25 protein-coding genes, 1 tRNA gene and 1 pseudogene are annotated in these 25,323 nt (G+C 58.5%); 11 read left to right on the top strand and 16 right to left on the bottom strand.

Features of this window, described 5'->3' with window-relative positions; translation table 11 throughout:
* Positions 1–36: 36 nt before the first annotated feature.
* Complete coding sequence (locus tag C9E91_RS19790; protein ID WP_181316050.1) at positions 37–213, bottom strand: hypothetical protein; 177 nt, start codon at positions 211–213, stop codon at positions 37–39.
* Between the two features lie 183 nt (positions 214–396).
* On the opposite strand from C9E91_RS19790, the gene C9E91_RS09970 reads away from it, so the two are divergent.
* Positions 397–891: an Lrp/AsnC family transcriptional regulator gene (locus C9E91_RS09970; RefSeq protein WP_107108101.1), complete on the top strand. Its 495-nt coding sequence runs from the start codon at positions 397–399 to the stop codon at positions 889–891.
* Between the two features lie 141 nt (positions 892–1,032).
* Here C9E91_RS09970 and C9E91_RS09965 read toward each other — a convergent pair whose 3' ends face one another.
* The 3 genes from C9E91_RS09965 to C9E91_RS09955 form a co-directional block, all read right to left on the bottom strand.
* Positions 1,033–2,160, bottom strand: a complete 1,128-nt coding sequence (locus C9E91_RS09965; RefSeq protein WP_107108100.1) for an S-(hydroxymethyl)glutathione dehydrogenase/class III alcohol dehydrogenase — start codon at positions 2,158–2,160, stop codon at positions 1,033–1,035.
* 101 nt (positions 2,161–2,261) lie between these two features.
* Positions 2,262–4,271, bottom strand: coding sequence for an acetyl-CoA carboxylase biotin carboxylase subunit (locus C9E91_RS09960; protein WP_107108099.1), 2,010 nt, complete (start codon positions 4,269–4,271; stop codon positions 2,262–2,264).
* An 80-nt stretch (positions 4,272–4,351) separates the two neighbouring features.
* Positions 4,352–5,287, bottom strand: coding sequence for a DMT family transporter (locus C9E91_RS09955; RefSeq protein WP_107108098.1), 936 nt, complete (start codon positions 5,285–5,287; stop codon positions 4,352–4,354).
* A gap of 223 nt (positions 5,288–5,510) precedes the next feature.
* Between C9E91_RS09955 and C9E91_RS09950 the strand changes: the two genes are divergently transcribed.
* Complete coding sequence (locus tag C9E91_RS09950) at positions 5,511–5,933, top strand: helix-turn-helix domain-containing protein (RefSeq protein ID WP_107108097.1); 423 nt, start codon at positions 5,511–5,513, stop codon at positions 5,931–5,933.
* Here the strand turns inward: C9E91_RS09950 and lipB are convergent.
* Positions 5,930–6,658 carry a lipoyl(octanoyl) transferase LipB gene (gene lipB / locus C9E91_RS09945; protein ID WP_107108096.1) on the bottom strand — a complete coding sequence of 243 codons (729 nt, stop codon included), beginning with the start codon at positions 6,656–6,658 and terminating at the stop codon, positions 5,930–5,932. The genes C9E91_RS09950 and lipB overlap by 4 nt on opposite strands.
* A 243-nt stretch (positions 6,659–6,901) precedes the next feature.
* Between lipB and C9E91_RS09940 the strand changes: the two genes are divergently transcribed.
* Positions 6,902–6,986 (top strand) — tRNA-Leu (locus C9E91_RS09940).
* A gap of 1,301 nt (positions 6,987–8,287) precedes the next feature.
* Positions 8,288–8,815, top strand: coding sequence for a hypothetical protein (locus C9E91_RS09935; protein ID WP_107108095.1), 528 nt, complete (start codon positions 8,288–8,290; stop codon positions 8,813–8,815).
* A gap of 100 nt (positions 8,816–8,915) precedes the next feature.
* Here C9E91_RS09935 and C9E91_RS09930 read toward each other — a convergent pair whose 3' ends face one another.
* Entirely contained in the window at positions 8,916–9,410 is a 495-nt protein-coding gene (locus C9E91_RS09930) for a peptide deformylase (protein ID WP_107108094.1), read from the bottom strand.
* A gap of 176 nt (positions 9,411–9,586) precedes the next feature.
* Here C9E91_RS09930 and mgtE point away from each other — a divergent pair, with 176 nt between their 5' ends.
* From mgtE to C9E91_RS09915, 3 genes are all read left to right on the top strand, one after another.
* Positions 9,587–11,014, top strand: coding sequence for a magnesium transporter (gene mgtE, locus C9E91_RS09925; RefSeq protein ID WP_107108093.1), 1,428 nt, complete (start codon positions 9,587–9,589; stop codon positions 11,012–11,014).
* 113 nt (positions 11,015–11,127) lie between these two features.
* Positions 11,128–11,514 (top strand): MerR family transcriptional regulator, encoded by a 387-nt coding sequence (locus C9E91_RS09920; protein ID WP_104823169.1) that lies wholly within the window; start codon positions 11,128–11,130, stop codon positions 11,512–11,514.
* 94 nt (positions 11,515–11,608) lie between these two features.
* Positions 11,609–12,058, top strand: coding sequence for a hypothetical protein (locus tag C9E91_RS09915; RefSeq protein WP_146143991.1), 450 nt, complete (start codon positions 11,609–11,611; stop codon positions 12,056–12,058).
* A 26-nt stretch (positions 12,059–12,084) separates the two neighbouring features.
* Here C9E91_RS09915 and C9E91_RS09910 read toward each other — a convergent pair whose 3' ends face one another.
* The 3 genes from C9E91_RS09910 to C9E91_RS09900 form a co-directional block, all read right to left on the bottom strand.
* Complete coding sequence (locus C9E91_RS09910; protein ID WP_107108091.1) at positions 12,085–12,558, bottom strand: methyltransferase family protein; 474 nt, start codon at positions 12,556–12,558, stop codon at positions 12,085–12,087.
* A gap of 12 nt (positions 12,559–12,570) precedes the next feature.
* Positions 12,571–13,560, bottom strand: coding sequence for an acetyltransferase domain-containing protein (locus C9E91_RS09905; RefSeq protein ID WP_107108090.1), 990 nt, complete (start codon positions 13,558–13,560; stop codon positions 12,571–12,573).
* A 66-nt stretch (positions 13,561–13,626) separates the two neighbouring features.
* Positions 13,627–14,319, bottom strand: coding sequence for a DUF599 domain-containing protein (locus tag C9E91_RS09900; protein WP_107108089.1), 693 nt, complete (start codon positions 14,317–14,319; stop codon positions 13,627–13,629).
* Positions 14,320–14,518: 199 nt separating this feature from the next.
* Between C9E91_RS09900 and C9E91_RS09895 the strand changes: the two genes are divergently transcribed.
* Entirely contained in the window at positions 14,519–15,925 is a 1,407-nt protein-coding gene (locus tag C9E91_RS09895) for an L-serine ammonia-lyase (protein WP_107108088.1), read from the top strand.
* Between the two features lie 23 nt (positions 15,926–15,948).
* Positions 15,949–16,420 (top strand): annotated as a pseudogene (locus C9E91_RS09890) (DUF1489 family protein); the annotation flags it as partial.
* Between the two features lie 99 nt (positions 16,421–16,519).
* On the opposite strand, the gene C9E91_RS09885 reads toward C9E91_RS09890, so the two are convergent.
* The 7 genes from C9E91_RS09885 to C9E91_RS09855 all read right to left on the bottom strand — a co-directional run bounded on the left by C9E91_RS09885 (position 16,520) and on the right by C9E91_RS09855 (position 23,584).
* Positions 16,520–16,795 (bottom strand): hypothetical protein, encoded by a 276-nt coding sequence (locus C9E91_RS09885; RefSeq protein ID WP_107108086.1) that lies wholly within the window; start codon positions 16,793–16,795, stop codon positions 16,520–16,522.
* Between the two features lie 132 nt (positions 16,796–16,927).
* A complete protein-coding gene (locus C9E91_RS09880; RefSeq protein ID WP_107108085.1) occupies positions 16,928–18,457 on the bottom strand; it encodes a serine hydrolase in 1,530 nt (509 codons plus the stop codon).
* 129 nt (positions 18,458–18,586) lie between these two features.
* A complete protein-coding gene (locus C9E91_RS09875) occupies positions 18,587–19,345 on the bottom strand; it encodes a hypothetical protein (RefSeq protein WP_107108084.1) in 759 nt (252 codons plus the stop codon).
* Between the two features lie 373 nt (positions 19,346–19,718).
* Positions 19,719–20,324 (bottom strand): transglutaminase-like cysteine peptidase, encoded by a 606-nt coding sequence (locus tag C9E91_RS09870; RefSeq protein WP_107108083.1) that lies wholly within the window; start codon positions 20,322–20,324, stop codon positions 19,719–19,721.
* 399 nt (positions 20,325–20,723) lie between these two features.
* Positions 20,724–21,686, bottom strand: coding sequence for a prolyl aminopeptidase (gene pip, locus C9E91_RS09865; protein WP_107108082.1), 963 nt, complete (start codon positions 21,684–21,686; stop codon positions 20,724–20,726).
* Between the two features lie 518 nt (positions 21,687–22,204).
* Positions 22,205–22,834: a PilZ domain-containing protein gene (locus tag C9E91_RS09860; protein WP_107108081.1), complete on the bottom strand. Its 630-nt coding sequence runs from the start codon at positions 22,832–22,834 to the stop codon at positions 22,205–22,207.
* Positions 22,835–22,918: 84 nt separating this feature from the next.
* Positions 22,919–23,584: a PAS domain-containing protein gene (locus tag C9E91_RS09855; RefSeq protein WP_245407462.1), complete on the bottom strand. Its 666-nt coding sequence runs from the start codon at positions 23,582–23,584 to the stop codon at positions 22,919–22,921.
* 305 nt (positions 23,585–23,889) lie between these two features.
* Here C9E91_RS09855 and C9E91_RS09850 point away from each other — a divergent pair, with 305 nt between their 5' ends.
* Complete coding sequence (locus tag C9E91_RS09850) at positions 23,890–24,666, top strand: rhomboid family intramembrane serine protease (protein ID WP_181316049.1); 777 nt, start codon at positions 23,890–23,892, stop codon at positions 24,664–24,666.
* Between the two features lie 173 nt (positions 24,667–24,839).
* Positions 24,840–25,274 carry a CBS domain-containing protein gene (locus tag C9E91_RS09845; RefSeq protein WP_107108078.1) on the top strand — a complete coding sequence of 145 codons (435 nt, stop codon included), beginning with the start codon at positions 24,840–24,842 and terminating at the stop codon, positions 25,272–25,274.
* The last annotated feature ends 49 nt before the right edge of the window (positions 25,275–25,323 follow it).

Genomic DNA, 25,323 nt, shown 5'->3' with positions numbered 1-25,323 from the left:
TTGGCGATGGTGATCTGGATCGAAGGTTTTCAGCGCTTATGATTCAGGCAGGCTTTCCGGCAGAAGAAGATGCTTCAGGGAATCCTTCCTCGGCTCATCCCGCGTCTTCGTCGGCATCACGCTGACGGCGGCCTTTACGGCGGAGAAAGAGATAGGCCGATAGTTTGCCGACAGGTCGATGTCCTGACGCTGGCGAATTGTCTCATGTGTCATCGGAAACCTCAAATCATAGTGTTGTTCGAAGCCAACTCAGATGCCGAATGCCGTGCAGGCCTTGCCCATGGCGGCTCCTCAATCCTGCTGAGAGATCTAACATGATCGAGCGGCGGCATTCTCACTTGAAAATGAGGATTTTCAGGCTATATGAACTTATTATTGGCGCATGGATCTGACGATATGCCTATTGAAGCCGACGTTTTTAGTGATTTAGACCAATTCGACAGAAAGATCCTCGAAGCGCTGGCCCAGGATGGCAGGCTGTCGATCACCGAGCTGGCCGCCCGTGTCGGCCTATCCAAGACGCCGTGCCAGCTTCGCTTCAAGAGGCTCATCAACGACGGATATATCGAAGGGTTCAAGGCGGTCCTCAATCCGGCGAAGATGCAGCTCGACCACATCGCGTTCGTGGAGGTGAAGCTTTCGAATACGCGGGAGGATGCCCTGAAGAGCTTCAACGACGCCGTGAAGAAGATCAGGGAAGTCGAGGAATGCCACATGATCGCCGGCAGGTTCGATTACCTGCTCAAGATCAGGACGCGCGATATCGGACGATATCGTCGGGTCTTGGGAGAGCGGATTTCGACGCTGCCTCACGTTGCCAGCACATCCACCAATGTCGCGATGGAAACGGTCAAGGAAGGCTGGGACAAATTTGCTTCGAGCCTGACCTGACCTTCTGGTCGTGTCGACACGGCCGATCGGATACCAGGCCGGGCGGGCATTGCAGCTCTTATACCGAAGTCATCTGTGCTGCATTGAACGCCCCGCTTGTGGCGGGACGTTCAAGACAAAGTCATGTCGGAGACACAGGCTTCAGTAAAGCACCACGCTGCGAATGCTCTCGCCGGAATGCATGAGCTCGAAGCCCTTGTTGATGTCTTCGAGCGGCATGGTGTGGGTGATCATCGGATCGATCTGGATCTTGCCGTCCATGTACCAGTCGACGATCTTCGGCACATCGGTGCGGCCACGGGCGCCGCCGAAGGCCGTGCCCATCCAGCTACGGCCAGTGACGAGCTGGAACGGACGCGTCGAAATCTCCTGGCCGGCACCGGCAACGCCGATGACCACCGACTTGCCCCAGCCGCGATGGCTTGCCTCCAGCGCCTGGCGCATCACCTTGGTGTTGCCGGTGCAGTCGAAGGTGTAATCGGCGCCGCCGATCTGATCGGCGCCACGCTTCGTCATGTTGACGAGATAAGGCACGATGTCGTCGCCAACCTCCTTCGGATTGACGAAATGCGTCATGCCGAAGCGCTCGCCCCAGGCCTTCTTGTCATTGTTGAGATCGACGCCAATGATCATGTCGGCACCGGCGAGCTTCAGACCCTGGATGACGTTGAGGCCAATACCGCCGAGACCGAAGACGATGGCGGTTGCGCCGATCTCCACCTTGGCGGTGTTGATGACCGCACCGATGCCGGTCGTCACCCCGCAGCCGATGTAGCAGATCTTGTCGAAGGGGGCGTCCGGGTTGACCTTGGCAACGGCAATCTCCGGCAGCACCGTATAATTGGCGAAGGTCGAGCAGCCCATATAGTGATGGATCTTGTCCTTGCCGATCGAAAAACGCGAGGTGCCGTCCGGCATCAGCCCCTGGCCCTGGGTGGAGCGGATCGCGGTGCAGAGATTGGTCTTGCGCGACAGGCACGACGGGCATTCGCGGCATTCGGGCGTATAAAGCGGAATGACGTGATCGCCCTTCTTCACCGAGGTGACACCGGGGCCGACATCGACGACGATGCCGGCACCTTCATGGCCGAGGATCGCCGGAAACAGGCCTTCCGGATCGGCGCCTGAGAGCGTGAAATCGTCGGTATGGCAGATGCCGGTCGCCTTGACCTCGACCAGCACTTCGCCGGCCCTTGGGCCTTCGAGCTGAACGGTCATGACTTCCAGCGGTTTACCGGCGGCAACGGCTACGGCGGCGCGTACGTCCATTGTTTCCTCCCTCCTAAATTAATGATTTGATTAGCGCGACATTGGCATGGTCGCGCCGGATGGCTCAAGCGAAAAATCAGGTGTTTCGTAGCGAATACGGATTAGGCGAATTCCATGATCACGGCGTCGACCGCAAGGCTCTCGCCCGGCTTCGCATTGATCTTGCCGACGACCAAGTCGCGCTCGGCGCGCAGGACGTTCTCCATCTTCATCGCCTCGACAATCGCCAGCGTTTCGCCGGCCTTGACCTCCTGGCCTTGCGCAACGGCAATAGCGACGACGAGGCCAGGCATGGGGCAAAGCAGGAGCTTCGACGTATCCGGCGGCAGTTTGACCGGCATCAGTTTGTCGAGTTCCGCCTGGCGCGGCGTAAAGACCTTGGCGCGGATCGAAAGTCCCTGCCAGTCGATGCGCAGCCCGTTGAGGAAAGGACGGATTTGCGCCGTCACTTTCCGACCACCGACCGTTCCGGCCCAGACGGCATCGCCCGGACGCCAATCGGTCGCGACCGCCAAAGTCCCGCCGTTGATCTGCATATCCATCTCGAATGGGATGGTCACGAGCCCATCCTGCAGCGTCACCGGAACATAATCCGCGCCGAGCTTGACCACCCACTGTTCGCGCAGCGGCCCCGCCGCCGGCCGCAGCCTGTCGGCATAACGTTCGCGGCGGTTGGCATCGATAAGGCCACAAGAGAGTGCGACGGCGGCAAGTATTGCGGATTCGCTTTTCTCCGGCATCATCGGCGCGAAACCGTCCGGATATTCCTCGGCGATAAAGCCCGTGGAAAGGCGGCCCTCGCGCCAGCGCGGATGTTTCATCAGTGCAGACAGGAACGGCACGTTATGTTCGATGCCATCAACGACGAAACCGTCCAGTGCTTCGCCCATAGCCTCGACAGCTTCAAGCCGCGTCGGCGCCCAGGTGCAGAGTTTGGCGATCATCGGGTCATAATACATGGAGATTTCAGCGCCTTCGAAGACGCCGGTATCGTTGCGGATGATGGTATTGCCGCTCTTGCCCTCGCGCGGCGGACGATAGCGCGTCAGCCGGCCGATCGAGGGCAGGAAATTTCGATAGGGGTCTTCGGCATAGAGGCGGCTTTCGATCGCCCAGCCGTTCAGCTTGATATCGTCCTGGGCAAAAGGCAGTTCTTCGCAGGCGGCGACGCGGATCATCTGTTCGACAAGATCGATGCCGGTGACAAGCTCCGTAACCGGATGCTCGACCTGCAAGCGGGTATTCATCTCAAGGAAATAGAAATTGCGGTCGCGGTCGACGATGAACTCGACCGTCCCGGCGCTCTGGTAATCGACCGCCTTGGCGAGTGCGACGGACTGTTCGCCCATGGCTCTGCGTGTGGCCTCGTCGAGGAAAGGCGAGGGCGCCTCTTCGGCAACCTTCTGATTCCGGCGCTGGATCGAGCATTCACGCTCGCCGAGATAGACGACATTGCCGTGGCCATCCGCCAGCACCTGGATTTCGATGTGCCGCGGATCGACCACGAATTTCTCGATGAAGACGCGATCGTCGCCGAAGGAGCTTTTCGCCTCCGAGCGTGCGCGCGCGAAACCGTCGCGCACTTCGTCGTCACTCCAGGCGATGCGCATGCCTTTGCCGCCACCGCCGGCCGAAGCCTTGATCATCACGGGATAACCGATCTCGGCGGCGATCTTTTCGGCATGGTCGGCATCGTCGATAACGCCGAGATAGCCGGGCACGGTGGAAACCTTGGCGGCATTGGCGAATTTCTTCGATTCGATCTTATCGCCCATGGCTCTGATCGCCTTCGGCTTCGGACCGATGAAGATGATGCCCTGTTTCTCCAGCGCCTCGCAAAAGGAGGCGCGCTCGGAGAGGAACCCATAGCCTGGGTGCACAGCTTCGGCGCCGGTCTCCTCGCAGGCGGCGATGATCTTTTCGGCAACGAGATAGCTTTCGGCCGCGGGGGCGGCACCGATATGCACGGCCTCGTCGGCCATTTCGACATGCAGGGCGTCACGATCGCCGTCGGAATAGACTGCCACCGTCAGGATCCCCATCCGACGCGCCGTCTTGATGACGCGACAGGCGATCTCGCCCCGGTTGGCGATCAGGATTTTCTTGAACATGGAAACTCCGCCCAATGCATAGCCCTATCAGCGTTTTAGCCATAAATCGCGCCGGCGGTCCATGCGGAAGATGGGCGTATTCAGGCCGATTTCATCGATCGCGACTGAACACGCTCGCGCCAGATGATGAAGAGGCCCGATCCAACGATGATCAGGATGCCGATCCATTTGGAAATATTCGGAAAGTCCCCGAATAACGCATAGCCCAAAATGGTTGCCGAGATGATCTCGAAATATTGAAAGGGCGCCAGCAGCGATAGCGGTGCCAGCCGAAAGGCGCGGACGATCAGCATGTGCGCATAGCCGGAGATCGTGCCGAGAATCAGCAGCAATGCGAGGCCGAGCCAGGAAGCGGGCAGGGACGGCGTGAAATCGGCAACGCCAGCCGATGCCCCTATCCAAAGCGCGCCTGCCATGAAGATCGTGCCGCCGATTCCGGCCATCGTCTGCATGGTCAACGGCGAATCCGCCTCGCCAACGGCACGGTTCATGAAGAGATAAAGCGCGTAGAGAAAGGCGCAGGCGACCGGCAGCAGGGCCTTCCAGCCGAAAATCTCGAAGCTTGGCTGAATGACGATCATCGCACCGCCGAAGCCGACCACGATTGCCAGCCAGCGCCGCCAGCCGACCTTATCGCCAAGAAACAGTGCCGAAAGGGCTGTGAGGATGAAGGGTTCGACGAAATAGATCGCGAAGACATCGGCAAGCGGCATGTATTTCACCGCCACGAAGAACAGCAGGCTTGCCGCGCCGTGCAGCGCGCCGCGCAACAGGTTCATCCAGGGTCGCTTGGCCGAAAGCGCGGCCCATCCGAAGACGGCGAAGAGCGGCGGCAGGGTGCAGACGAGCTGGAAGAAGAAACGATAGAAGGTCACCTGTCCCGGCGACATCGCCTCGAAGGTTGCCATGTATTTGGCGATTGCGTCCATCACCGGCAGCACGATCATGGCACTGGCCATGATGGCCATACCTTGCAGCGGATTCTGTTGGGCGGGGACGGCTGATATTTGGGACATGACGGGCCATCAAACACAGGAACCTCGTCCGATCAAGATGTGGTATCAAGCTCCGTTGCCATTTCATCACACCATTGGGCGCAAAACGCCGGACTTTCCCAATTCGGCCATATCGCGGTGGCGGCATGACGCCCCTAGACCTATGTCTGGTAAGTAAATCCGCTAGAAAAAGCGGGCGCGCCGTCAAAAACTTACCGGCGTGACCAAAACAAGGATCGCACCGATGTTGAAGACGGAACAAGAGACGACCGTTTTTTCGGATGAAGGCGACGATACTCTGGGCGGGCGCCTTTCCATGGCCCGCGACGCCGCTGGCATCAGCCTCGAATCGCTGGCAAGCCAATTGGGCGTGAGGCAGGAGACGATGATCGCCTGGGAATCGGACCGCTCGGAACCGCAACCATCCGTTCTGGTCAAAATGGCCGCCATGTTCGGCGTTTCGCCGAGCTGGCTGATGACCGGAACCGGCGATGGACCGGGAGAGGATAGCGACCAACGCGCCCTGGAAGCCGTAAAAATCGAACTTTCGCGCCTGCGCTCCGCACATCAGGAAATCGGCCTGCTCATCGAGACGACGACCCGGCAGATCGAAAGGCTCGACCATCAAATCCGGCTACGCAATGTCAGCAAGGACGTCGCGCACTAAGCCTCATTAAGGCTCTCATTGGCGGTGTCGCCGAATATCTGCTCGAAAGCTTCGCGCAGGCGGATATCGACATCCGCCATCATCACCGGCAAGCCGAGGTCGACGAGGCTGGTGACCCCATAAGCAGAAATTCCGCAGGGCACGATGCCCGAGAAATGGCTGAGATCGGGATCGACGTTCAGCGATAGGCCGTGAAACGTCACCCATTTGCGTACACGGATGCCCAGGGCGGCGATCTTGTCTTCAGACATGGTGCCATCCGGCAGCAGCGGTTTCTCCGGACGGCGCACCCAGACGCCGACACGATCCTCACGCCGCTCGCCGCGGACATTCATCGAATCAAGGGTCCTGATGATGACTTCTTCCAACGCTGCGACGAAGGCGCGGATATCCTGGCGCCGGCGCTTCAGATCCAGCATGACATAGGCGACGCGCTGGCCGGGGCCGTGATAGGTATATTCGCCGCCGCGCCCGGTCGCGAAGACCGGAAAACGATCGGGCTCGATGAGATCGGCCGCATTGGCGCTGGTGCCCGCAGTATATAGAGACGGATGCTCGACCAGCCAGACAAGCTCCGGCGCCAGACCTTCGCCGATCGCTGCCACTTCCTTCTCCATGGTCGCCACCGCTTCGTCATAGGGCACGAGTCCATCGGCGATACGCCAGCGCACGGGCGGCGAGCCGGCGAGCGGAAGCATTTGGTGTTGGAGATCGGTGCGTAGCATCAGCCAGTCCTTTGCGCCTGTTCGGCAGACAGCTCTCTTGGAAATTTGGCGCGCCGATAGGTTATCCACATATGGAGCCATTTGGATAAGAATTCAAACATCTACGAGACCGATGCCGTGAATCCAAAGGCGCGCTCATGGGCGCTGTGTGGGAATGTTAAAAAATCTGACATATCGCTCTTGTGCCCCCCGAATGCTTTTGCTACATGCAGCCGCGCCGGAGCAATCCGGCCCTACCACGATGCGGTCGTGGCGGAATTGGTAGACGCGCAGCGTTGAGGTCGCTGTGGGGCAACCCGTGGAAGTTCGAGTCTTCTCGACCGCACCAAGAAAACCCGCTTCGGCGGGTTTTTTGCTTTCTGGCGTTCGGTGTCCCGCGTTAGAACAATGCTTGGGACACATTGACCCTCTCGATTGCTCCAAGTGCAAGTTTTCAGCGTTCCGGATTTGATTCGACGTGCCGAATTCGTCTTCTGCCGCTGCTTCAGTGTCCTACATTCCCTGTGGAGCACGTTCGGCTCCAGGGCGGGCCTGATTCTATCCGCACAACAAATGCGGACGAGTCACAAAAGTGCCAAGGCAACCCCTGTGCCACCTATAGCAGGCGGTGCAGCGCACGCCTTGGGAAGCGGTCCTTGGGCTTGCGCCGCGTCTAATACTGTAGCCAAGCGATTTGCCGTCAGCAAAATCAACCTTCATTTCGGCTTCGGGATACGTGCCAGTGCGTACCCACTTAACGGTCGCTTTTGCCGAGCCGATTTCATTGCCGGAGCAGAAGACGGGGAAGACCGCTTGGTCGTGCTGAAACCTTGAAGATTTCCCGGTGCACCAGACTTTGCCGGAATCGACCGCAAAAACTTGCCCCTCTCTTGTCGGTAGGGTGGCCCGGAAGCGATGCGCGGCACTCGCACGGGCAGATGAATCCTGTCTATAGGACGTGTCATCTCCCGTGGCGGCCTGGGACGTTGCGCTGAATGCCAAGAGCACCATAAAAAACAAAAGAGACAGGTTTTTTCGCACCGGTGTTACTGCCCAGACCAATTGGAACCTTTTGACAAAAACATTCTCTCGAATCCTCACAGAGTACGGACGCGATAATGGATCAGAGCATATAAGAGAGCATCTCGTAAGCGTCGTCGAGTGCAGCTTCCTGCGTTCGAAATTTTCTGCTGGGCCGGCTTCTGTCCTCGTTCAAATGAATGACATAGATCCAACGGCCAAATCGCACTTCTTTTGTTTCGATTTTGTATTCAAAAGGAATTTCAATAGGCGGCATTCGTATTCCATCTCTAAGCTTGCAATAAGAAAGATGGTTACTATTCGGTTAATGTAGCCGCAATCGAAACCTCCGAAATTGGTTGATGGACGAGGTTAACGGCGGTGCGGCAGATGGTGTTTCGTCTCGCCGATCATTTGGGCATCTCCTGCCGGCGATCGGCGCCGCCGCGTCCTTTGAGAGTTGCACATCAGAGGATGATACCATCTTCGATAGATATTTCCGTACAGTTACCGTTCATGTTCTTCCCCATATGGTGTCGTTGCTCGCCCACGACTCGTGCGTCAATTGACAATCGAAAGGGCGGGATGATTAATAGTTTCGACATTCGTCATAGAGCGGAGGATTTGCCAATGACCAGTCGTGCCATCCTGTTGATGTCTTTTGCGTCTCTTGCAGTTGTGGGCTCGATGGCCCTCTCATCACCGGCTTCTGCGCTGACCATGAAAGAGTGCAGCACCAAGTATCAGGCCGCCAAGCAAGCCGGCACCCTGAACGGCCAGACGTGGAATGATTTCCGTGCTTCGCAGTGCGCTGCTGACGCAAGTGCTGCCACCACGGCACCGACGACCACTGCGCCGGCAAAGACCACCACCACCGCCAAGACGACGGCGGCTGCCAAGCCTGCTACCGATGAGCCGGATGCCGCCAACCCGCCGGCCAAGGAGCCGCCGAAGGCAACGACTGCAGCGCCGGCTGGCGTAACCTTCCCGAAGGCTGTCGATCCGAAGTATGCAAGCGAAACGCCCGGCAAGGGCCGCTTCCACACCTGCGTCGACGCCTACAACGACAACAAGGCCAAGAACACGCTTAACGGCCTGAAGTGGATCCAGAAGGGCGGCGGCTATTACAGCCTCTGCAACACCAAGCTCAAGGGCTAATCTGCCGCTTCATGCAGACAATCCGGCGGGCGCCTCAAGGGCGCCCGCATTTTTATGTGCGGACATTGATACGCAGACACATTTGCATGGGGACGGGGGATCAGGCCTTCGCTTTTTCCCATTTCTTCACCAGCCGGTCGCGCTTCAATTTCGAAAGCCGCTGCAGCCAGAACAGACCGTCGAGCTGGTCGACTTCATGCTGGATGCAGATGGCAAGAAAGCCTTCGGCTTCGGCCTCGTGAGTGTGACCGTCGATATCCTGATAGCGAAAGCGGATCGCTTTCGGCCTGACGATCTCGTCCGTAAGGCCGGGCATGGAGACGCTGCCCTCCATGTGCCGCATCGTCTCCTCGGAAAACCAGATAATCTCCGGATTGATATAGGTGCAAGCCCCGTCCTCGCGGCTGAGTTCGATCACGGTGACGCGCTGAAGCACGCCGATATGGGCGGCGGTGATTCCGACGCCGGGGGCGGCGCGCATGGTATCCAGGAGATCGGCGGCGAGCCCGTGCAAGCCGTCGTCGAAGACGGTGACAGGAGCGCAGGCTGTTTTCAACAAGGGGTCGGGGAAGCGGATAATGGGACGGACTGACACGGCACTCTCTGTTAACGGGACGACATGTTCGCGGCCTAAGGATAGGGGCAAGACGCCGCGGGCGCCACCGTCTTACAGACGCGATACAAATTGTTAGCTTTCCCGCCTATCCAATTGTTGACAATCAGCTTTTTGCCGTCATTCTCCTTGAACAGAAGCAAGAAGGGAGGCGGCAAATGACGACGACCGACGAAGACGAACGCACTCGCAACGCCTCCACGAAAACCAATCCAGACATCTACGACGAGGACGGTGTTGTCCGCTCCGATTTCCTGACCGAGGTCAACGACGCCATCGAGCGAGGCGACACTCCGTTCCTGCAACAAAATGTCGTCCGGCTGCACGAATCGGAGCTCGGCGACCTCTTGGAATCGCTGCCTGCCGATCAACGTTTGGCCCTGGTGCAATTGCTCGGCGACGACTTCGATATGACGGCGCTGACGCAAGTGGACGACGCGATCCGTATGGAGATCGTCGACCAGTTGCCGAACGACCAGATCGCCGCCGGCATCGGCGAGCTCGATTCGGACGATGCCGTCTACATTCTCGAAGACCTGGACCAGGAAGACCGTGACGAGATCCTCTCGCAACTGCCGTTCACCGAGCGCGTGCGGCTGCGGCGCGCCCTCGATTATCCCGAGAGTTCAGCCGGCCGCCGCATGCAGACGGAATTCGTCGCCGTGCCGCCGTTCTGGACGGTCGGCCAGACGATCGACTACATGCGCGAAGAGGAGGGGCTTCCGGAAGCCTTCACCCAGATCTTCGTCATCGATCCGACTTTCAAGCTGCTCGGCAGCGTCGATCTCGACCGCATCTTGCGGGCCAAGCGGCAGACGAAGGTCGAGAGCATCATGCGCGAGACCTCGCATCCGATTCCGGCCGTGATGGACCAGGAAGAGGCCGCGCAGGTCTTCGAACAATATGACCTGCTGTCTGCCGCTGTCGTCGACGAAAACGACCGCCTCGTCGGTGTATTGACCATCGACGACGTGGTCGACGTCATCCATGAAGAGGCGGACGAAGACATCAAGCGCCTGGGCGGCGTCGGCGACGAAGAGCTGTCCGACAATATCACCTCTACGGTGCGCTCACGCTTTGTCTGGCTGGCGGTCAATCTGATCACGGCGATACTTGCATCCAGCATTATCGATGTCTTCGACGGTGCTATCGAGAAAATGGTTGCGCTTGCCGTGCTGATGCCGATCGTCGCCTCGATGGGCGGCAATGCCGGCACACAGACGATGACGGTTACCGTGCGCGCGCTCGCAACCGGCGACCTCGACATCTACAATGCCTTCCGCGTCATCCGGAGAGAGGCGGGCGTCGGCTTTCTCAACGGCATCCTCTTCGCGATCATCATGGGTGCGATCGCTACCTTCTGGTTCCATGATTTCCAGCTCGGCATCGTCATCGGCGCGGCAATGATCATCAATCTCGTCGCGGCCGCCCTTGGCGGTATCCTGCTGCCCTTGGTGCTGCACCGATTCGGCGCTGACCCAGCCATTGCCTCGTCGGCATTCGTCACTACGGTCACGGATTGTACGGGATATTTTTCGTTCCTGGGTCTGGCAACCTGGTGGTTTTCCATTCACTTAGGCCGCTAGGCCTTTGAATTCAAGGCATCTTTGAAGATCGAAAGTCCGTCGCCGCCGGGCTGAAATTGACTATTACGTAAAAGTCAATATTATAGGCCCTGGACCAGAGAGGCGGACTATTGTTGGACAGGTTTTATAGCATAACGGAGCTGACGCGGGAATTCGGCGTTTCCACCCGCACATTGCGTTTCTACGAGGATGAAGGTCTTATCCATCCCGAGCGCAGGGGCCGCACGCGCCTTTTCCGGCCAGCCGACCGCCGTCTGATCCAGGAAATCCTGCGCGGCCGCCGCATCGGCTTCACCATCGCCGAAATCCGCGAGATCATTCAGGTCTATAAGGAGCCGCCAGGCGAGATCGGCCAGTTGAAGCTCCTGATGAAGCGCGTCGACGAAAAGCGCGAGGAACTGCGCCAGAAGCGCAAGGATATCGAAGACACGCTGACCGAACTCGACAATGTCGAAGAAGCCTGCCTCGGCCGCCTGGCTGAGATTGGTGTGGGGACCTGATTACTACCGTCAAAGCATAAGGCACATCATCGCCGCCACAATTCTAACGAGAATGCTTTGTAGATAACCGAGCATTCACAGAAGGTTATGGCGTATGGCGGCAAGGTTTAGCTTCGTCTTCGCGATGGGCATCGCGCTCGTTCCGTTCAATGTCGGGAATACTCAAGCGGCCGATAACGACAATGCCGATATCCCGGTTGCCTACGCCCTTTTGCTGGACGGCAAGGATGCGATCTATGGCCAACTCGATTGCCAAATTCATGTTCGCTGCCTGCTTATCGACAATCAGGACACTCACGTTCAGCTAAGCGTTACCATCGATTCGAATCGATATTTGGCGGGCGACATCAGCGTCCGGTGCGGTGACCTCGGCTGCTCTTTTCGGGCTTGGAAAACATCGACCCGGCTGGAAGGGGTTTCTGATGGGAAAAAAGGTCGTGAATTCGATCTTTATGCCGGTGAAAATGATTCAGTCGCGATGGATCTCGTGCAACGTACGAGAACAAAGATCGGTCGGATTTTACTCCTCGCTGAATACCGATAAGCAGCGACTGCGGGCACCTCCCGCTTTCAGATCCAGCGCCGCGTACGCTTGCAATAGAACTCAAATTCGCAGCCGAAGCGGGAGAGCAGGTGCATTTCCTCGCAGCGGATGACCAGCGGTGTGGTCAGCGCCGCCGCTACGGCGGCCATGGCGACGAACCAGAGATTGCCGATCATCAGGCCGAGGCCTGCCGTCAGCAGGCTGTAGCCAAGATAGGTGGGGTTGCGGGTGAAGCGGAACGGGCCCTTGGTCACCAGATGCGCCGTGCAGCGCTGCGTCAACACGGTCGTGCGGCTTTCGAACAGCGTCTTCACTGCCCAAACATTCAAGGTGACCGCAGCAATCGTCAAAAGGGCGCCCATGCCCCAAGCGATGACAGCCCCAAGATAGGGCAGCCGCACGGGATAATCTTCATTCAAGTAAAGCGCTGCTATAACTGTAAGACTATAAATTAAAGGCGGCCATGGAAAACTCAGCGACTTGGAACGATAGGCATTCATAGAATAACCCTGTCATTGCGCTTGCTCCGAGCACTGTAACGCGATTCGGTTTATTCGTTCATCGCTATCTGCTTTGATTGCCCCGGATTCCAGGGGCGAAAAGAGGTTTTGCGCCTGTAATTTATCAAGCGTGCATTGGCAGAAGCTGCGGCACATGGTTTCGCTGCCGGATCGCACGCAAGAGGCCTGGCATTGCCTGAGATAGGTAAGCGTGGGATCAGGGGCCGGCGCGGGCGCGACCAGCGACAGAAGGTAAACGAGACCGAAGAGCACCGGCTGGTGGACAAGGTAGAAAGCCAGGCTGTGGCGGCCGATGCGGGCGATCAGGTTGCGGCCAGGGCCGAGCTTCGCCAATGACCGCAGCCATCCCAAGGATAGGGCCAGTTGGGCGATACCGAGCCCAAAGAGGAATGGCGTCAGCCAGGGGAAGACCGGTACGTAGTCGTTCGAGCGCGGCAGGTTATCCGACAAGCCGAGCCAGTAGAGCCAGGGCTGGTCGAACACAGCGGAATGCAGCGAAAGCGGAGCAATGACATTGTCGACGATAATGCCGGCGCCAAGCAGCACTGCTATCAGCAGCGTTGCGAAAGCCGGCAGGCGCAGGAAGAGCAGGCCGATAATGCTGGCGGCGGCGATGCTGTGAAGGATGCCGAAGAATATCCATTCGTCGCGCATGCCGATGAAGGTGACGACGGAGATCGCTACCGCAGCGGCGACGATCATGCCGAGGCGCTTGAAATAGGGGCGCCAGCGAATTTCAGGCGTGTTGGCAAGCACAAGGCTGAAGCCGGCCAGAAACAAGAAAGTGCTCGCAATGGCGCGGGCGTAAATTTTCAGCCAGCCGGTCTCCGCCGTGCCCGGTTCGAGATAGCCGAAAAACTCGAAATCCCAGGTGCAATGATAGCTCGCCATCGCCAGAAGCGCGATGCCGCGGGCCGTATCCAGAATGCCGATGCGGGGCATCTTCTGCGGCGCATCGATGCTCTCGGCGATAACGGCCATTGGCAGGTCCTTCCAGGCATGAATTTAAATCTTGACCGCCGACTTGATAGCGCCGGCGTGGCGATGTCATGGCACATCGATATCCATGATGGCCAGACGCGCATCGGAAAAAAACTGCCGGCGGATCAGGACGATGATGATGAAGACTGTCGTGACGATGAAGACATAGGGACTGAGGAACCAGCCGAGGTAGCCGATCGACAGGAAGATCGCTCTCAGACCCGCATTGAAGTTGCGCGCGGCGATGACATTCATGCGGATCACCCGCTCGGCGGCGCGTTCGGCCCGCACCGGATCGAGTTCGGCATCTGCCAGCATCGGCAAGGAGCCGAAGAGGATGGTGCAATAGTTGAACAGGCGATAGGCCCAGCCGAATTTGAAGAAGGCATAGCCGAACAGACAGGCAAGTCCCGCCACCTTGATTTCGAATGCCGTGCGGCCGCCGTTGATGATAAAAGGAAGGTCGGAGAAGAAGGCGTTGACCTTGTCCGTGGCGCCGAGCAAGGCGAAGCAGCTACCAATGGCGAAGATCGACGTGGAGGCGAAGAAACCGGTGCCGTTCTGCAGGCCGGAGAGAATCTGCGTGTCGATCATCTTAAGGTCGCGGCGCAGCGAGTTGTAGATCCATTCGCGCCGGCGCTCATTCATTGCCAGCGTCAGGCTGGTGCGGTTGAAGAAGCGGGCGCTACTGATGATCCAGTTGTGCGCGGCCCAGAGAAGAACGAAGAGGGCGAGAGCGACATAGTCGGCGGTCGTCATGAAAGCAGATTCTCCAAGTCTATTTGCCGGCGACTGTAGCGTACGGCCATTCGGGCGCAATGGCCTTATGTTTGCGCAGCATCGTGCCTACATGTAATGTCGCAGGCATGAAATCCGATGTCGGTCGATCGCTATGCGGGGTTGTTCCGATGGCGTAGCTTCGCCGTTTGCTGATTTGCCGAGGAGGCACCACAGGTCCATGTTTCTTTCAGTTTTCGATGTTTTCAAGATCGGCGTGGGGCCTTCCAGTTCGCACACGATGGGTCCGATGTCGGCCGCCAATCGTTTCCTCGACCTCGTGCTGTCAAGCGAATGGCCGCGTCCGTCCTCGAACGTGCATGTCGCTTCGATCAAGGTCAGCCTGCACGGCTCGCTCGCCCATACCGGCATAGGGCACGGTACGGGCAGGGCGGTGATTCTCGGTTTGATGGGTGAGCGGCCCGATTCGGTGGACCCCGACCGGATGGATGCCATCATCGACGAGGTGGAACGCAGCGGGCGCATCACGCCGCCGGGCCATCCGGCCTATCAATTCCAACCGAAAACCGACCTGATCTTCGACAAGAAGGTGCCGCTGCCGGGCCATGCCAACGGCATGAGCTTTTCCGCCTTCGACAAGGATGAACGCCTGCTCGTCAAGCGCATCTATTATTCCGTCGGCGGCGGCTTCGTCGTCACCGACACCGAACTCGAACAGATGCGCGCCGACAAGAAGAAGGCTTCCTCCGGCGAGCGAATTCCGTTCCCCTTTTCCACCGCCAAGCAGATGCTCGAAATGGCCGAGCGCTCCGGTCTCTCGATCGCGCAGATGAAGCGCGCCAATGAAGAGACGCGCATGAGCAGCGAAGAGCTCGACGCCGGGCTCGACCGCATCTGGGCGGCGATGAATAGCTGTATCGATCGGGGCTTGAAGGTCGAGGGCATCATGCCGGGCGGCCTGAAGGTGCGCCGCCGGGCGCGCGCCATCCATGACAAGCTGCAGGAAGAATGGCGCAGCAACCGCATCAATCCGCTGCTCGCCAATGATTGGCTGAGCGTCTACGCCATGGCCGTCAACGAGGAGAATGCCGCGGGCGGGCGCGTGGTCACAGCGCCGACCAATGGTGCTGCCGGGGTCATTCCCGCGACGATCCGCTACTACCAGCATTTCCATGAGGATTGGGATCAGGACGGCATCCGCAATTACCTACTGACCGCTGCCGCCGTCGGCGGCATCATCAAGCACAATGCCTCGATTTCCGGCGCCGAAGTGGGCTGTCAGGGCGAGGTGGGCTCGGCGGCCGCGATGGCGGCTGCGGGGCTTGCCGCCGTCATGGGCGCAACGCCCGAGCAGATCGAAAACGCTGCAGAGATTGCGCTGGAACACCATCTCGGCATGACCTGCGACCCCGTCGCCGGCCTCGTGCAGGTGCCCTGCATCGAGCGTAACGCGCTCGGCGCCGTCAAGGCGGTGACGGCCGCATCGCTCGCCATCAAAGGCGACGGCCAGCATTTCGTGCCGCTTGACGCTTGCATCGAAACCATGCGCCAGACCGGCCACGACATGAGCGAGAAATACAAGGAAACCTCCACGGGCGGCCTCGCGGTGAATGTCGTCGAGTGTTGAGTGTGGACGCTTGATGCTAAAAGCTTGACGCTGCCCGCCAAAAGGATTTCAACGGGCGGCATGGCTTTGCATCTCATCAAATTATGCGTGGGCGCAGACTCGCTTGAGGATCTGCGCGAATGGGTATCGGAACGGGCGATGAGCGCCATCGCCGCCGGTCTGGAGCCGCATACCACCCATACGACCCGGATGGTGCCCAAGCGGATGGAAGAGCTGCTGGATGGCGGCTCGTTTTATTGGGTGATCAAGGGGCAGGTGCAGGCGCGACAGAAACTGCTTGGCATTGAAACCTTCACCGATGCTGACGGCATCCAGCGTTGCCGGCTCATTCTCGATCCAAGTGTTGTCGAGACTGCCGGCCAGCCGCGCCGTGCCTTCCAAGGCTGGCGATACCTGCCGCAAGAGGATGTGCCGCGCGATCTCGACAGCCTTGGCGGCGTCGCCGAACTGCCTGCCGATCTCAGGCGTGAACTCTCGGAACTGGGATTATTGTAGGGCGACTGCGTAGAGCGGTTCAAATCAAGGAATGCAGAACCGCTCTGTCTCTTCTGCGATGCCGGATGGAAAGCCGCTTCGCAGGCTTTCCGGTATTGCTCAGCGCAACCGCATCAACACCGGGGCTTGGCCGTTCGGCGCAGTAATATGCAGGTGGATGTGGGCTTCCGGCTGAGAATAGCGCCAAGCGCGAGCTCCGTGGCAGAGCAGGATGCCGATGAGGTCTTTCGTTTTGTTGCGCGAACGCGAGCGGTTGAGGCCGAGATCGGCCAACCGCATGGCTGCCTCATGCAGCGGATGAAGAGCAAAGCTCTTCGATTTTATCTTTCCCCCGCCATCGAGCGAGAAACCCGGAAAGTTCTCGTTCATCGCCATTTTCATATCCCCGCAACACATTACAAACTCAGGGCCGGCCCCATAGTCATCCGTGGCCGGAAGAACCGGATGTCCCAACGGGCCATCCGGTAGATTTCTGAACGATGGGGCACGAAAAACCGTGTCACATCCTTATTCCAAGCTCGCCCAGCACTTCACGCCGGCCTTCTTGAGAGCCTTGCAGGCGTTAACCGCCGCATTCTGGTCCTCGAAGCCGCCGAAACGGGCGCGGTAGCCGCCATCAAAGGCAAGCGCATAGGGCTTGGCCGAGTGCAAAGCCTTGCCGCCCTTGCTCTTGGCGGTATCGAGCAGATCGTTGGCTCCGTCCTTGCTGGAGGAAACGCCGATCTGGACGACCCAGCCGGTCGGGCCGGTCTCAGCCTTGCTCGCCTTGGCAACCTTCTCAGGCTTTTCAGCCTTCTCCGTCTTCTCAACCTTTTGGGTCTTGATGATCTTGGTATCCGATTTGGACGTGGATGCTGTCGTGACGGTGTCGACTTCATCCGCATCGTCCTGATCCGGAACCGTCGATGCCGGCTGGATGGAAGCAACTTCATCGGATGCGGCGCGTTGCTTCTGCTTAGTCGCAAGCAGCGGATTGCTCGACTTCGGCGTTATCGCCGCGAAAGCCGCAGCGCTCGACGGCTGCTGGTCGTCGTCAGCCTCGGCGGTCTCGTCTTTGCTCATCTTGGCGCTGCCGGCAGCCGCCATGCGGGCGCTCGCAGCCTGGACGTTCGGCGCATCCGCTGCCGTCTGGGCTACGACGTTCGAGGCGATATGCTTCGCGGATGCCTGCGGCAGATAGGTGGCGATCAGCTTGCGCATCTGGTTGTCGCGCGCGGGCGTCGAAGCGCCGCCAAGCACGACACCGACGATCGAGCGGCCGTCAACCTTCACCGAAGTGGCGAGATTGTATCCAGCAGCACGGGTGTAACCCGTCTTGATGCCGTCGACGCCGCGGACCGAGCCGAGCAGATGGTTATGCCCCGGGATCACTCTGCTGCCGAGACGAAAGCTCGTCTCGGAGAAGAAGCCGTAATATTGCGGGAAGTGCTCACGCAGGGCGACGCCAAGACGGGCCTGATCGCGCGCCGTCGTCATCTGCGCGGTATTCGGCAGGCCGTTCGGGTTGCGATAGGTCGTGCGCGTCATTCCGAGCGCACGAGCCTTGTTGTTCATCATGCGGGCGAAATTGTCTTCCGAACCGCCAAGCATTTCGCCGAGCGCCATCGCCGCATCGTTGGCGGACTTGGTGACGATGCCGAGAATCGCCTCCCGAACGGTCACGGACCGGCCAGTACCGATACCAAGCTTGGTCGGGGCCTGCGAGGCAGCGTTTTTCGAGAAGACGACAGGAGTATCGAGCGTGATCCGACCGGCCTCAAGCGCCTCGAAAGTCAGATAGACCGTCATCATCTTGGTCAGCGAGGCGGGATAGTGAAGCGTATCCGCATTTTCGCTGTAGAGGACATTGCCTGTGTTCGCATCAATGACGATGCCCGCGTATTTCGGGCCTCCGGCTGCGTCAGACACATCAACGGTAACCGTTACCGTCGCAGTCGTGATCACAAAACCGAACAGCGCCCTCGCCAAAAACTTGCCGGCGTTTGAAGAGGATGCGGAAAAAATTGATCTGGACACTACTTCACTCTCTGCTTGCATTTACGTTCTCGATTATCCGGCCGCCGCCTCCATGAACGCCCGTTGGGGTTCGAGAGTAGAGGCTTAGCGTTACCAATCGGTTTATGATGAACAGTTGGTTTCAGGTTTCCGCATAATTTTAGTCATCACTTACGGAGATTCTGTTGCGCCGGTTGTATCGACAAGGCGCGTCTTCACGAAATTCTGGACAGCGGCATCCATCGCCTGCCAGTCGCCAAGCTGATGACTGGAAAAGCGATAGAGCACGCTGAGATCCTTGCCCACCTTGATATCCCGCTGGCAGTCACCGCTGGTCGCCTGATCGGGCGAGGAGGGCAAGATGCAGCGCACGACATAATCCGGTTCGCCGGCGCGCGGCGCGGTCAGAAGCACTTCGCCATTGTAGCCGGCGTCAGCGCGCAGGCGATGCGCCGTCAGCCCATGCGGACCGGCAAAGGCGTCGCCTTCCATCAGATGCGAATAGATCGGCTCCAGCCGGCCGGACATGTCGCGCGACATCGTGCTCTGGCTGAGTTGGAGGAAAACCAGCGACGAGGCCTGGGAAATATCGTCAAAGCGCAGGCGGTCGGCATCGCTATAGCCCTGCATCTGCGGCCAGGTGAGATAGAGATCAACGCGCTCCGCGACACCGCTCACACGTTCGCTCGGAAAGCGGATGGTATTGGCGCCAAGACGCAGCGTATCCTCGCCGATCGTCGCCGTGATCGGCTTGGTATCGGCAGTGTGGCCGGCCAGTGAGATCTTTTCGCCGAGCCAGCGACCGCCAATGGTGATGGCAACGGTGAGAGCGGCAAGTACGGCAACGCCCGCGGTCAGACGGTAAATGAGGCCGCTCGATATCAGCGGCTGTTCGTCGATCGTGTAGGCGGACGACAGAGGAGGGGTCATGCTCTTGCCTTCGGTTCCATCCGCCTTGGAAACGATCGTCGATGACGCGTCCGCCGCGGCTCAAGACCCCTGATGAGTCTCGCTGTGGAATGATTGCCGCCATGGTGGTTAACGAGCCATTAAAAATGCGTCGGCTCACATATTTATCGGCACAAATACCTCTCCGAAAATCGGGGCGGAATTCGGGGCCGGTGGGCAGCGTGCGCGTTTTCCACTGCTATGACCTTGCGCACACCTTAGAAACGAAAAGAGCCGTCCCCGGGACAGCGGGAACGGCTCTAAGGCGCCGGTCGGGACAGAAATGCGGGGACGGACCGGGCCTTGACTGGGACCGCCGGTGCTAGGCCACCGGCGATCGCGTGGTGGACACGAATTACTTCAAGCTGCCGACTGCGACGGCGCGGCCATCCTGTATCTTGACCCAGCGGGCAGGATCGTCAGCGGACTGACGTTTCAGGAAGGTGTATTCGGTGTCCGACCAAAGCTTTACCTTGTTGCGCATGTTATCGAGAACGAAGTCGCCGCGATCGGTGCGCACCGTCAGCACGGCATGGCCTTCGCCGTTCGGCTGCAGCACGACCGTCATCAGCAGATCGGAGACAGAGAAGCCGGCATCGATCAGTTCCTTTCGCTTCAGCAGCGCGAAATCCTCGCAGTCGCCGGCGGTGGTCGGGATCGCCCACTTTTCCTCGACGCCATAGAGATCCATATCGGTCATCGGCTTGATCGTCGTGTTGACCGTGTAGTTGATCTTCAGGATGGCCTTCCAGCGATCTTCGGTCAGAATAGCGGGACCGGCATCGCCACCGGCATAAGCGCATTCCTTCGGGTTTTCCTTGCAGAACTCATAATGACCAATCGGGGGTGCAGCATCGCCAGTGATCGTCATATTGGCCGGCGTCGCATGGGCGAAGCCGAGACAGCCGAAGGTGAAAAGAGCCATGGCGGCATAGCCGCGAAAAAGGAATTGAAAGCTCATGTCCGTGTCCCTGTTTATTGGGAACAGAATGACATGCAGGCTTTTATCCGACGCAAAATTGCGTAGTCAAATTAAGGACTTAGTTGATTCAAATGCGGATCAAATTGTCATAAAATGAGAGCAAAACTTGAATCGAACTTTCGGAGAATTCGATTAAAATTCGAATGTTTTTCCGAGCGAGCTGCCGCGTTGGGATTCCCCATATTTATTTGTTTTCAAATGATTTTCTTGCCTGCGGCAGAAATCCGCGAAGCACACCATTTGCCGGCAGTGGCGTGAAAACGGAGCAGTCGCTTCATCTCAGCACATCGCCGAAACCTCGCTAGTGCCGGAATTTTCCTCGAACTGTGCCATTTTGGGAAAATGTCAGCCAAAAAATATTTGAATTTTTTTCTGCCGTCAGCCGATGACGCGAAATTCGTCCGTTGCTTCGACAATGGCTGCCGCCATCTCCGACGTCGACGGAGAATGGGCGGAATTGGGAACCACGACCAGTCTCGCCGCGGGCCATGCCCGCGATAGTTCCCAAGCGGTGACGATAGGCGCCTCGAGATCGAGCCGGCCCTGGATCATCACACAGGGAATACGGCTGAGCCGGTGGATATCCCTTAATATCTGTTGGTCTTCCAACCAACCGCGATGATGGAAGTAATGCGTAATGATGCGCGCTCTTGCGGTGAAATATCGGGGATCGGACCAGCGACCGGGTAAAGTCGCCCTGATATCGACGAGGATCGAAGCAGATTCCCAGTCGTGCCAGTCTTTGGCGGCTTTGGCATGGATGGCTGGATCCGGATTACGAAGCAAATGATAGTATGCGGCAACCAGATCGCCATCACGCTCGCTCTCCGGCACGCCAGCACGGAAGCGTGCCCATTCCTCCGGAAAGAAACGGGCAAGTCCGCTATAGAGCCAATCGACCTCGGATTGCCGTGTCATGGTGACGCCAACAACAACGAGGGCTGCGACGCATTGCGGATGCGTCTCGGCATAGACCAGCGCCAAGGTGCAGCCCCAGGAATTGCCGTAGACCAACCAGCGCTCGATGCCGAAAAAGCACCGAAGCTGCTCGATGTCGCCAACCGTGTGCCATGTGGTGTTGGCGGAAAGATCGGCCTCCGGCTCGGACGCATGCGGCAGGCTTCCGCCGCAACCGCGCTGGTCGAACTGGATTATGCGATAATGTTCTGGATCGAAAAAAAGGCGGGCGCTGGCGGAACTGCCGGAGCCCGGACCGCCATGCAGGACAACGACGGGAACACCGTTCGGATTGCCTGATTGCGTCCAGCAAATGCGTTGCGCATCGCCGACGTTGAGTATGCCCTGATCGTACGGCTCAATTTCAGGATAAAGCGTCTTCATCGGCCGTCACACAGGCTGAGGGGTGAAAATCATAATAGGGTTGCGACGGCCTAATTGACCCTCGCTGTCAAACTTGGCTCCGGCGAGCCAACATATCAGCTTCTGTTATCTCGACCAGGCATTGGCTGATACTGATAGTTGCTCGGGAAAGCTCCGTTGAGGTGAGGTCAGTTTCGATGAGAAGTACCAGCCAGTCGCTTACCTGAAGCCAACAACATTCCGTCTGTTATTTGGCCTGTGAATAACACATTTATGATGGATTATTTCGCCGCGTTCCAAGGCGATTTCGCAGAAAGCTTCATAGTATCGACCGAAGTCGACTTGCTCCGAAATATTTGGAACAGCGAAGAGTTGGATCAAGAACTCTCGTTCTCGTAACGGTATGACATCAATCGCCATCGCGTGTCTGCCTCTATAACGCCAAGGAGACCGAGCGCAATGTCAGACCAACTTCACGAACTCTTTTCGCGCTGCTGTCATTACGATGGGGATCTGATGCCAGAGCTTAAGACGACGGCCTAGAGGAATTCGCGCAAGGTCTCGCGAGATTGCAGCGAGAGGAATTCGATCGCGACGCCTTCCATGAAGTGGCGCACGATGCGGCCGCGCATGTTGCCGAGGCGGACTGGCGTTCCGATCGGCGGGCGTGCCTCGATGTCGACGGCAGCGCCCGAAAGCGACAGGTCCATGATGCGGCAGACATAGCGGGTGTCGTCTTCCAGCGTCAATTCGCTGAGCGTGTTGCGCGGTGTAAGACGGTCGTGGCGGCGATCTTCCGGCAGACCGAGCTCATGCTTGTTGGCCAGCCAAGTGAGCTGAGCGGCGAGTTTCTCGCGCTTGCGGTCGGTTGCGTTGATCGACATGCTAAAGCCGCGGGCGTCGACGGCAACGACATTACCCTCGACCCGGCCGAGATGGTCGATATAGGCCACGACACGCTCATTGGTGCGCGGACGGCCCAGGCAGGTGACGTACATGTCGCCGGGCGACATATCCGTGACCAGGCATTCGAATTCTTCGTAGTTGGCCAGCATCAACCGGCCCTGCATGTTGATCGGAACCCGCTGAAAGGTCCGCTGATCCATGCGAGACGAATTTCCTGCCAATTGGTTTGGCCGTGTCGTCTGGGCTGGCTGGAATGAATGCATGAAAGGGCTTCTTCAACCAATTATGTTTCGTGCAATCACTAGCCGAAACTTCTTAAGGTAATGTTGTCTTCTCTGAGGGATAGCTCAGAGAAGACGATTGAATCTGTATCGCGATGGGTCAACCTTTCCGTGATCGTGGCCAGCCGCCTTCGGATTCAGCGCGCGGCGCATCAATTCACCGAGCCCTACGCCGTCATGGCGGGAGACCAAATCGGCAGGCTCCGGATAATACATTGGCAATTCGACGCGGCGGGCAGGGCGCTCATACAGCAGGCTGCTGCGGTCGAGCGCTAGGAATTCCAGACGCTCGCTGCCGAGCCAAGACGCTGGCGCGACGGGCGTCAGGCAGCCGAGCAGCCGGTCGCAGACATCGCCGGCCGAACGCACCGGCATCAGCACCATTTCAAAGGCGATGTTGCGACCGCTGATGCTATAACCGGTCGCATTGATCAAGGCGGGAACCACATGTGCCATCACGCCGGCGGCAATGCGCACGGGATCATCAGGCTGACTGCCGGCCCACAATGTAGCAAAGCTCTCGCCGCGAAGCTCACGCCCCATGAAGCTGCAGATCGCCGTTCCGGCCAGCCGAAAGCGTGGCGCCTCATTCGGCACCGACTCCAGAATGAAGAGCTGAGGCAGGATGTGGCGGACTGCCGAAGGCTGTATCAAATTGCGCAGGGGTGCATCCGCATTGCAGCGAAGTTGTTCCCAGTAGGTAAATATCTCTGTGCTGGTTTTCTGCCGCATGACGAGTCCGTGTCCCATTTCAGTTCAAAAGCCGGAGCATTCATTGCCCTTGCAGGATGCCATGCTTATTCCATGCCAAGGTCGGGCCATTAAGGTTAACAGAGGGTTTCGTTTGCCTTGAACGGCCATGAGTGGGAGAAATAGACCATCACTTCACGAGGGTGACCTTCAGCACAAACTATCTCGGGCGTGGGACATACCATTGCGGCACATCCCAGCGAGGAGCGCCCGAGCAAGCCGTCCAACAGGGTTGGGCGGCTTTTTTTTTGATATTCGCTGCTGTATGTCTCGAGTCCCTTCTCAAGATGTCAGAGCAAGTCATGGATGATGCAGAGCCGCCGCGCCACGAGCCCGAGGAAAATCGGCCGCCGGGGCGAGTTCCTGCCTTCAATCTGCCGCCCGTCATCGTTGCAAGCCTCGGCTTGCTCCTCGTTGTCTTCGCTATTCAAAATCTGCCCTGGTGGTCGGACGATACGCTGAATTGGCTGTATTTCACCTTCAGCTTCATTCCCGCGCGTTACGCCTTTCCGCTGTCGCAACAGGGGCTGGAATGGCTGTGGACGCCGGTTACCTATTCGCTCCTGCACGGCAGCATCGAACATATCGTCTTCAACGGACTGTGGCTGATGGTCTTTGCCGCGCCCGTTGCGCGCCGCATCGGCGTTGCACGCTATGTGATCTTCTGGATTCTTTCGGCCGCCGCATCCGCATTCCTGCATGCCGTCATCTATTGGGGCGACCAAAGCTTGCTGATCGGTGCATCGGGCGTCGTTTCAGGGTTGATGGGAGCGGCCTGCCGTTTTGCCTTTCCCGCCATGGACGGCCGCCGTGTCGGCATTCGGCAGGCACATCTCAATCCGCGTCTATCGATTGCAGCCTCGATGCGCAGCCGCACGGTCGTCGCCTATATCGTGATGTGGATCGCCGGCAATGCGCTCGTCGCTTTCGGCATAACCATCGTCGGCGACAGTGCCCAGCCGGTCGCCTGGGATGCGCATATCGGTGGCTTCCTTTTCGGCTTCCTGCTGTTTGCCCTGTTCGACCGGCGCGCGCCTGTCGAGCTCGAAGACTCGGCTGCATAGGCGAAATGAAGCTGTTGCTTTCTGACCCCCACTAGCGCACCATTCATGCTCATCGGCCGCGAAGGGAGGAGACCGGCGCGGTCGATGAAAGCAGCATCGGCCCGAGTCCTGAGGCGATTCGGAACAAATCCGAGGCTCAATTGTTCACTTTGCTTTCGAGATGGGAGGATCGAATGTCAGTCTCCGTTAAAGCCATACTTGATGCCAAAGGTCGCAATGTTACCACCGCCGGAGGGAATACGACCCTTGCGGAAGCCGCCAAAATTCTGAGTGAAAACCGCATCGGCGCAATTGTCGTGGTCGGGATGGCGGGCAAGATTTCCGGCATTTTCACCGAGCGTGATGTCGTCAACGCAGTCGCCAAGCACGGCCCGGAGAGCCTCAACCAGCCGATCGCTTCGCTGATGACGGCAAAGGTGCACCGCTGCAAGGAAGACACCACCACCGATGAACTGATGGAACTGATGACGCACCGCCGCTTCCGCCATGTTCCGGTCGAAGAAAAAGGCAAGCTTACAGGCATCATCTCGATCGGCGACGTCGTCAAATGGCGCATCCGCGAAATCGAACTCGAGACAGAGCAAATCAAGGCTTATATCGCAGGGTAAGGGTGAAGAACGGTTCGTAGCAACCAGAGCAATCGTCTGAAGAGGGCGA

The sequence above is a fragment of the Rhizobium sp. SEMIA4064 genome (assembly GCF_003025035.1).
In the GTDB taxonomy this organism is placed as follows: Bacteria; Pseudomonadota; Alphaproteobacteria; order Rhizobiales; family Rhizobiaceae; genus Rhizobium; species Rhizobium paranaense.
The sequence above is the reverse complement of the archived record's forward strand: the minus strand, read 5'-3'. Positions and strand labels throughout refer to the sequence as shown.

Bases quoted from the DNA above. Each gene is read 5' to 3' on its own strand.
- C9E91_RS09950 (WP_107108097.1), top strand. From the start codon at position 5,511: ATGTTGAAGACGGAACAAGAGACGACCGTTTTTTCGGATGAAGGCGAC.
- C9E91_RS09885 (WP_107108086.1), bottom strand. From the start codon at position 16,795: ATGGCGATGAACGAGAACTTTCCGGGTTTCTCGCTCGATGGCGGGGGA.
- C9E91_RS09870 (WP_107108083.1), bottom strand. From the start codon at position 20,324: ATGAGCTTTCAATTCCTTTTTCGCGGCTATGCCGCCATGGCTCTTTTC.
- C9E91_RS09860 (WP_107108081.1), bottom strand. From the start codon at position 22,834: ATGCATTCATTCCAGCCAGCCCAGACGACACGGCCAAACCAATTGGCA.
- C9E91_RS09910 (WP_107108091.1), bottom strand. From the start codon at position 12,558: ATGAATGCCTATCGTTCCAAGTCGCTGAGTTTTCCATGGCCGCCTTTA.
- C9E91_RS09915 (WP_146143991.1), top strand. From the start codon at position 11,609: ATGGCGGCAAGGTTTAGCTTCGTCTTCGCGATGGGCATCGCGCTCGTT.
- C9E91_RS09955 (WP_107108098.1), bottom strand. From the start codon at position 5,287: ATGTCCCAAATATCAGCCGTCCCCGCCCAACAGAATCCGCTGCAAGGT.
- C9E91_RS09880 (WP_107108085.1), bottom strand. From the start codon at position 18,457: ATGCAAGCAGAGAGTGAAGTAGTGTCCAGATCAATTTTTTCCGCATCC.
- mgtE (WP_107108093.1), top strand. From the start codon at position 9,587: ATGACGACGACCGACGAAGACGAACGCACTCGCAACGCCTCCACGAAA.
- C9E91_RS09875 (WP_107108084.1), bottom strand. From the start codon at position 19,345: ATGACCCCTCCTCTGTCGTCCGCCTACACGATCGACGAACAGCCGCTG.
- C9E91_RS09935 (WP_107108095.1), top strand. From the start codon at position 8,288: ATGACCAGTCGTGCCATCCTGTTGATGTCTTTTGCGTCTCTTGCAGTT.
- C9E91_RS09965 (WP_107108100.1), bottom strand. From the start codon at position 2,160: ATGGACGTACGCGCCGCCGTAGCCGTTGCCGCCGGTAAACCGCTGGAA.
- C9E91_RS09970 (WP_107108101.1), top strand. From the start codon at position 397: ATGCCTATTGAAGCCGACGTTTTTAGTGATTTAGACCAATTCGACAGA.
- C9E91_RS09895 (WP_107108088.1), top strand. From the start codon at position 14,519: ATGTTTCTTTCAGTTTTCGATGTTTTCAAGATCGGCGTGGGGCCTTCC.
- C9E91_RS09850 (WP_181316049.1), top strand. From the start codon at position 23,890: ATGTCAGAGCAAGTCATGGATGATGCAGAGCCGCCGCGCCACGAGCCC.
- C9E91_RS09960 (WP_107108099.1), bottom strand. From the start codon at position 4,271: ATGTTCAAGAAAATCCTGATCGCCAACCGGGGCGAGATCGCCTGTCGC.
- C9E91_RS09900 (WP_107108089.1), bottom strand. From the start codon at position 14,319: ATGACGACCGCCGACTATGTCGCTCTCGCCCTCTTCGTTCTTCTCTGG.
- C9E91_RS19790 (WP_181316050.1), bottom strand. From the start codon at position 213: ATGACACATGAGACAATTCGCCAGCGTCAGGACATCGACCTGTCGGCA.
- C9E91_RS09905 (WP_107108090.1), bottom strand. From the start codon at position 13,560: ATGGCCGTTATCGCCGAGAGCATCGATGCGCCGCAGAAGATGCCCCGC.
- C9E91_RS09845 (WP_107108078.1), top strand. From the start codon at position 24,840: ATGTCAGTCTCCGTTAAAGCCATACTTGATGCCAAAGGTCGCAATGTT.
- C9E91_RS09855 (WP_245407462.1), bottom strand. From the start codon at position 23,584: ATGCGGCAGAAAACCAGCACAGAGATATTTACCTACTGGGAACAACTT.
- lipB (WP_107108096.1), bottom strand. From the start codon at position 6,658: ATGCTACGCACCGATCTCCAACACCAAATGCTTCCGCTCGCCGGCTCG.
- pip (WP_107108082.1), bottom strand. From the start codon at position 21,686: ATGAAGACGCTTTATCCTGAAATTGAGCCGTACGATCAGGGCATACTC.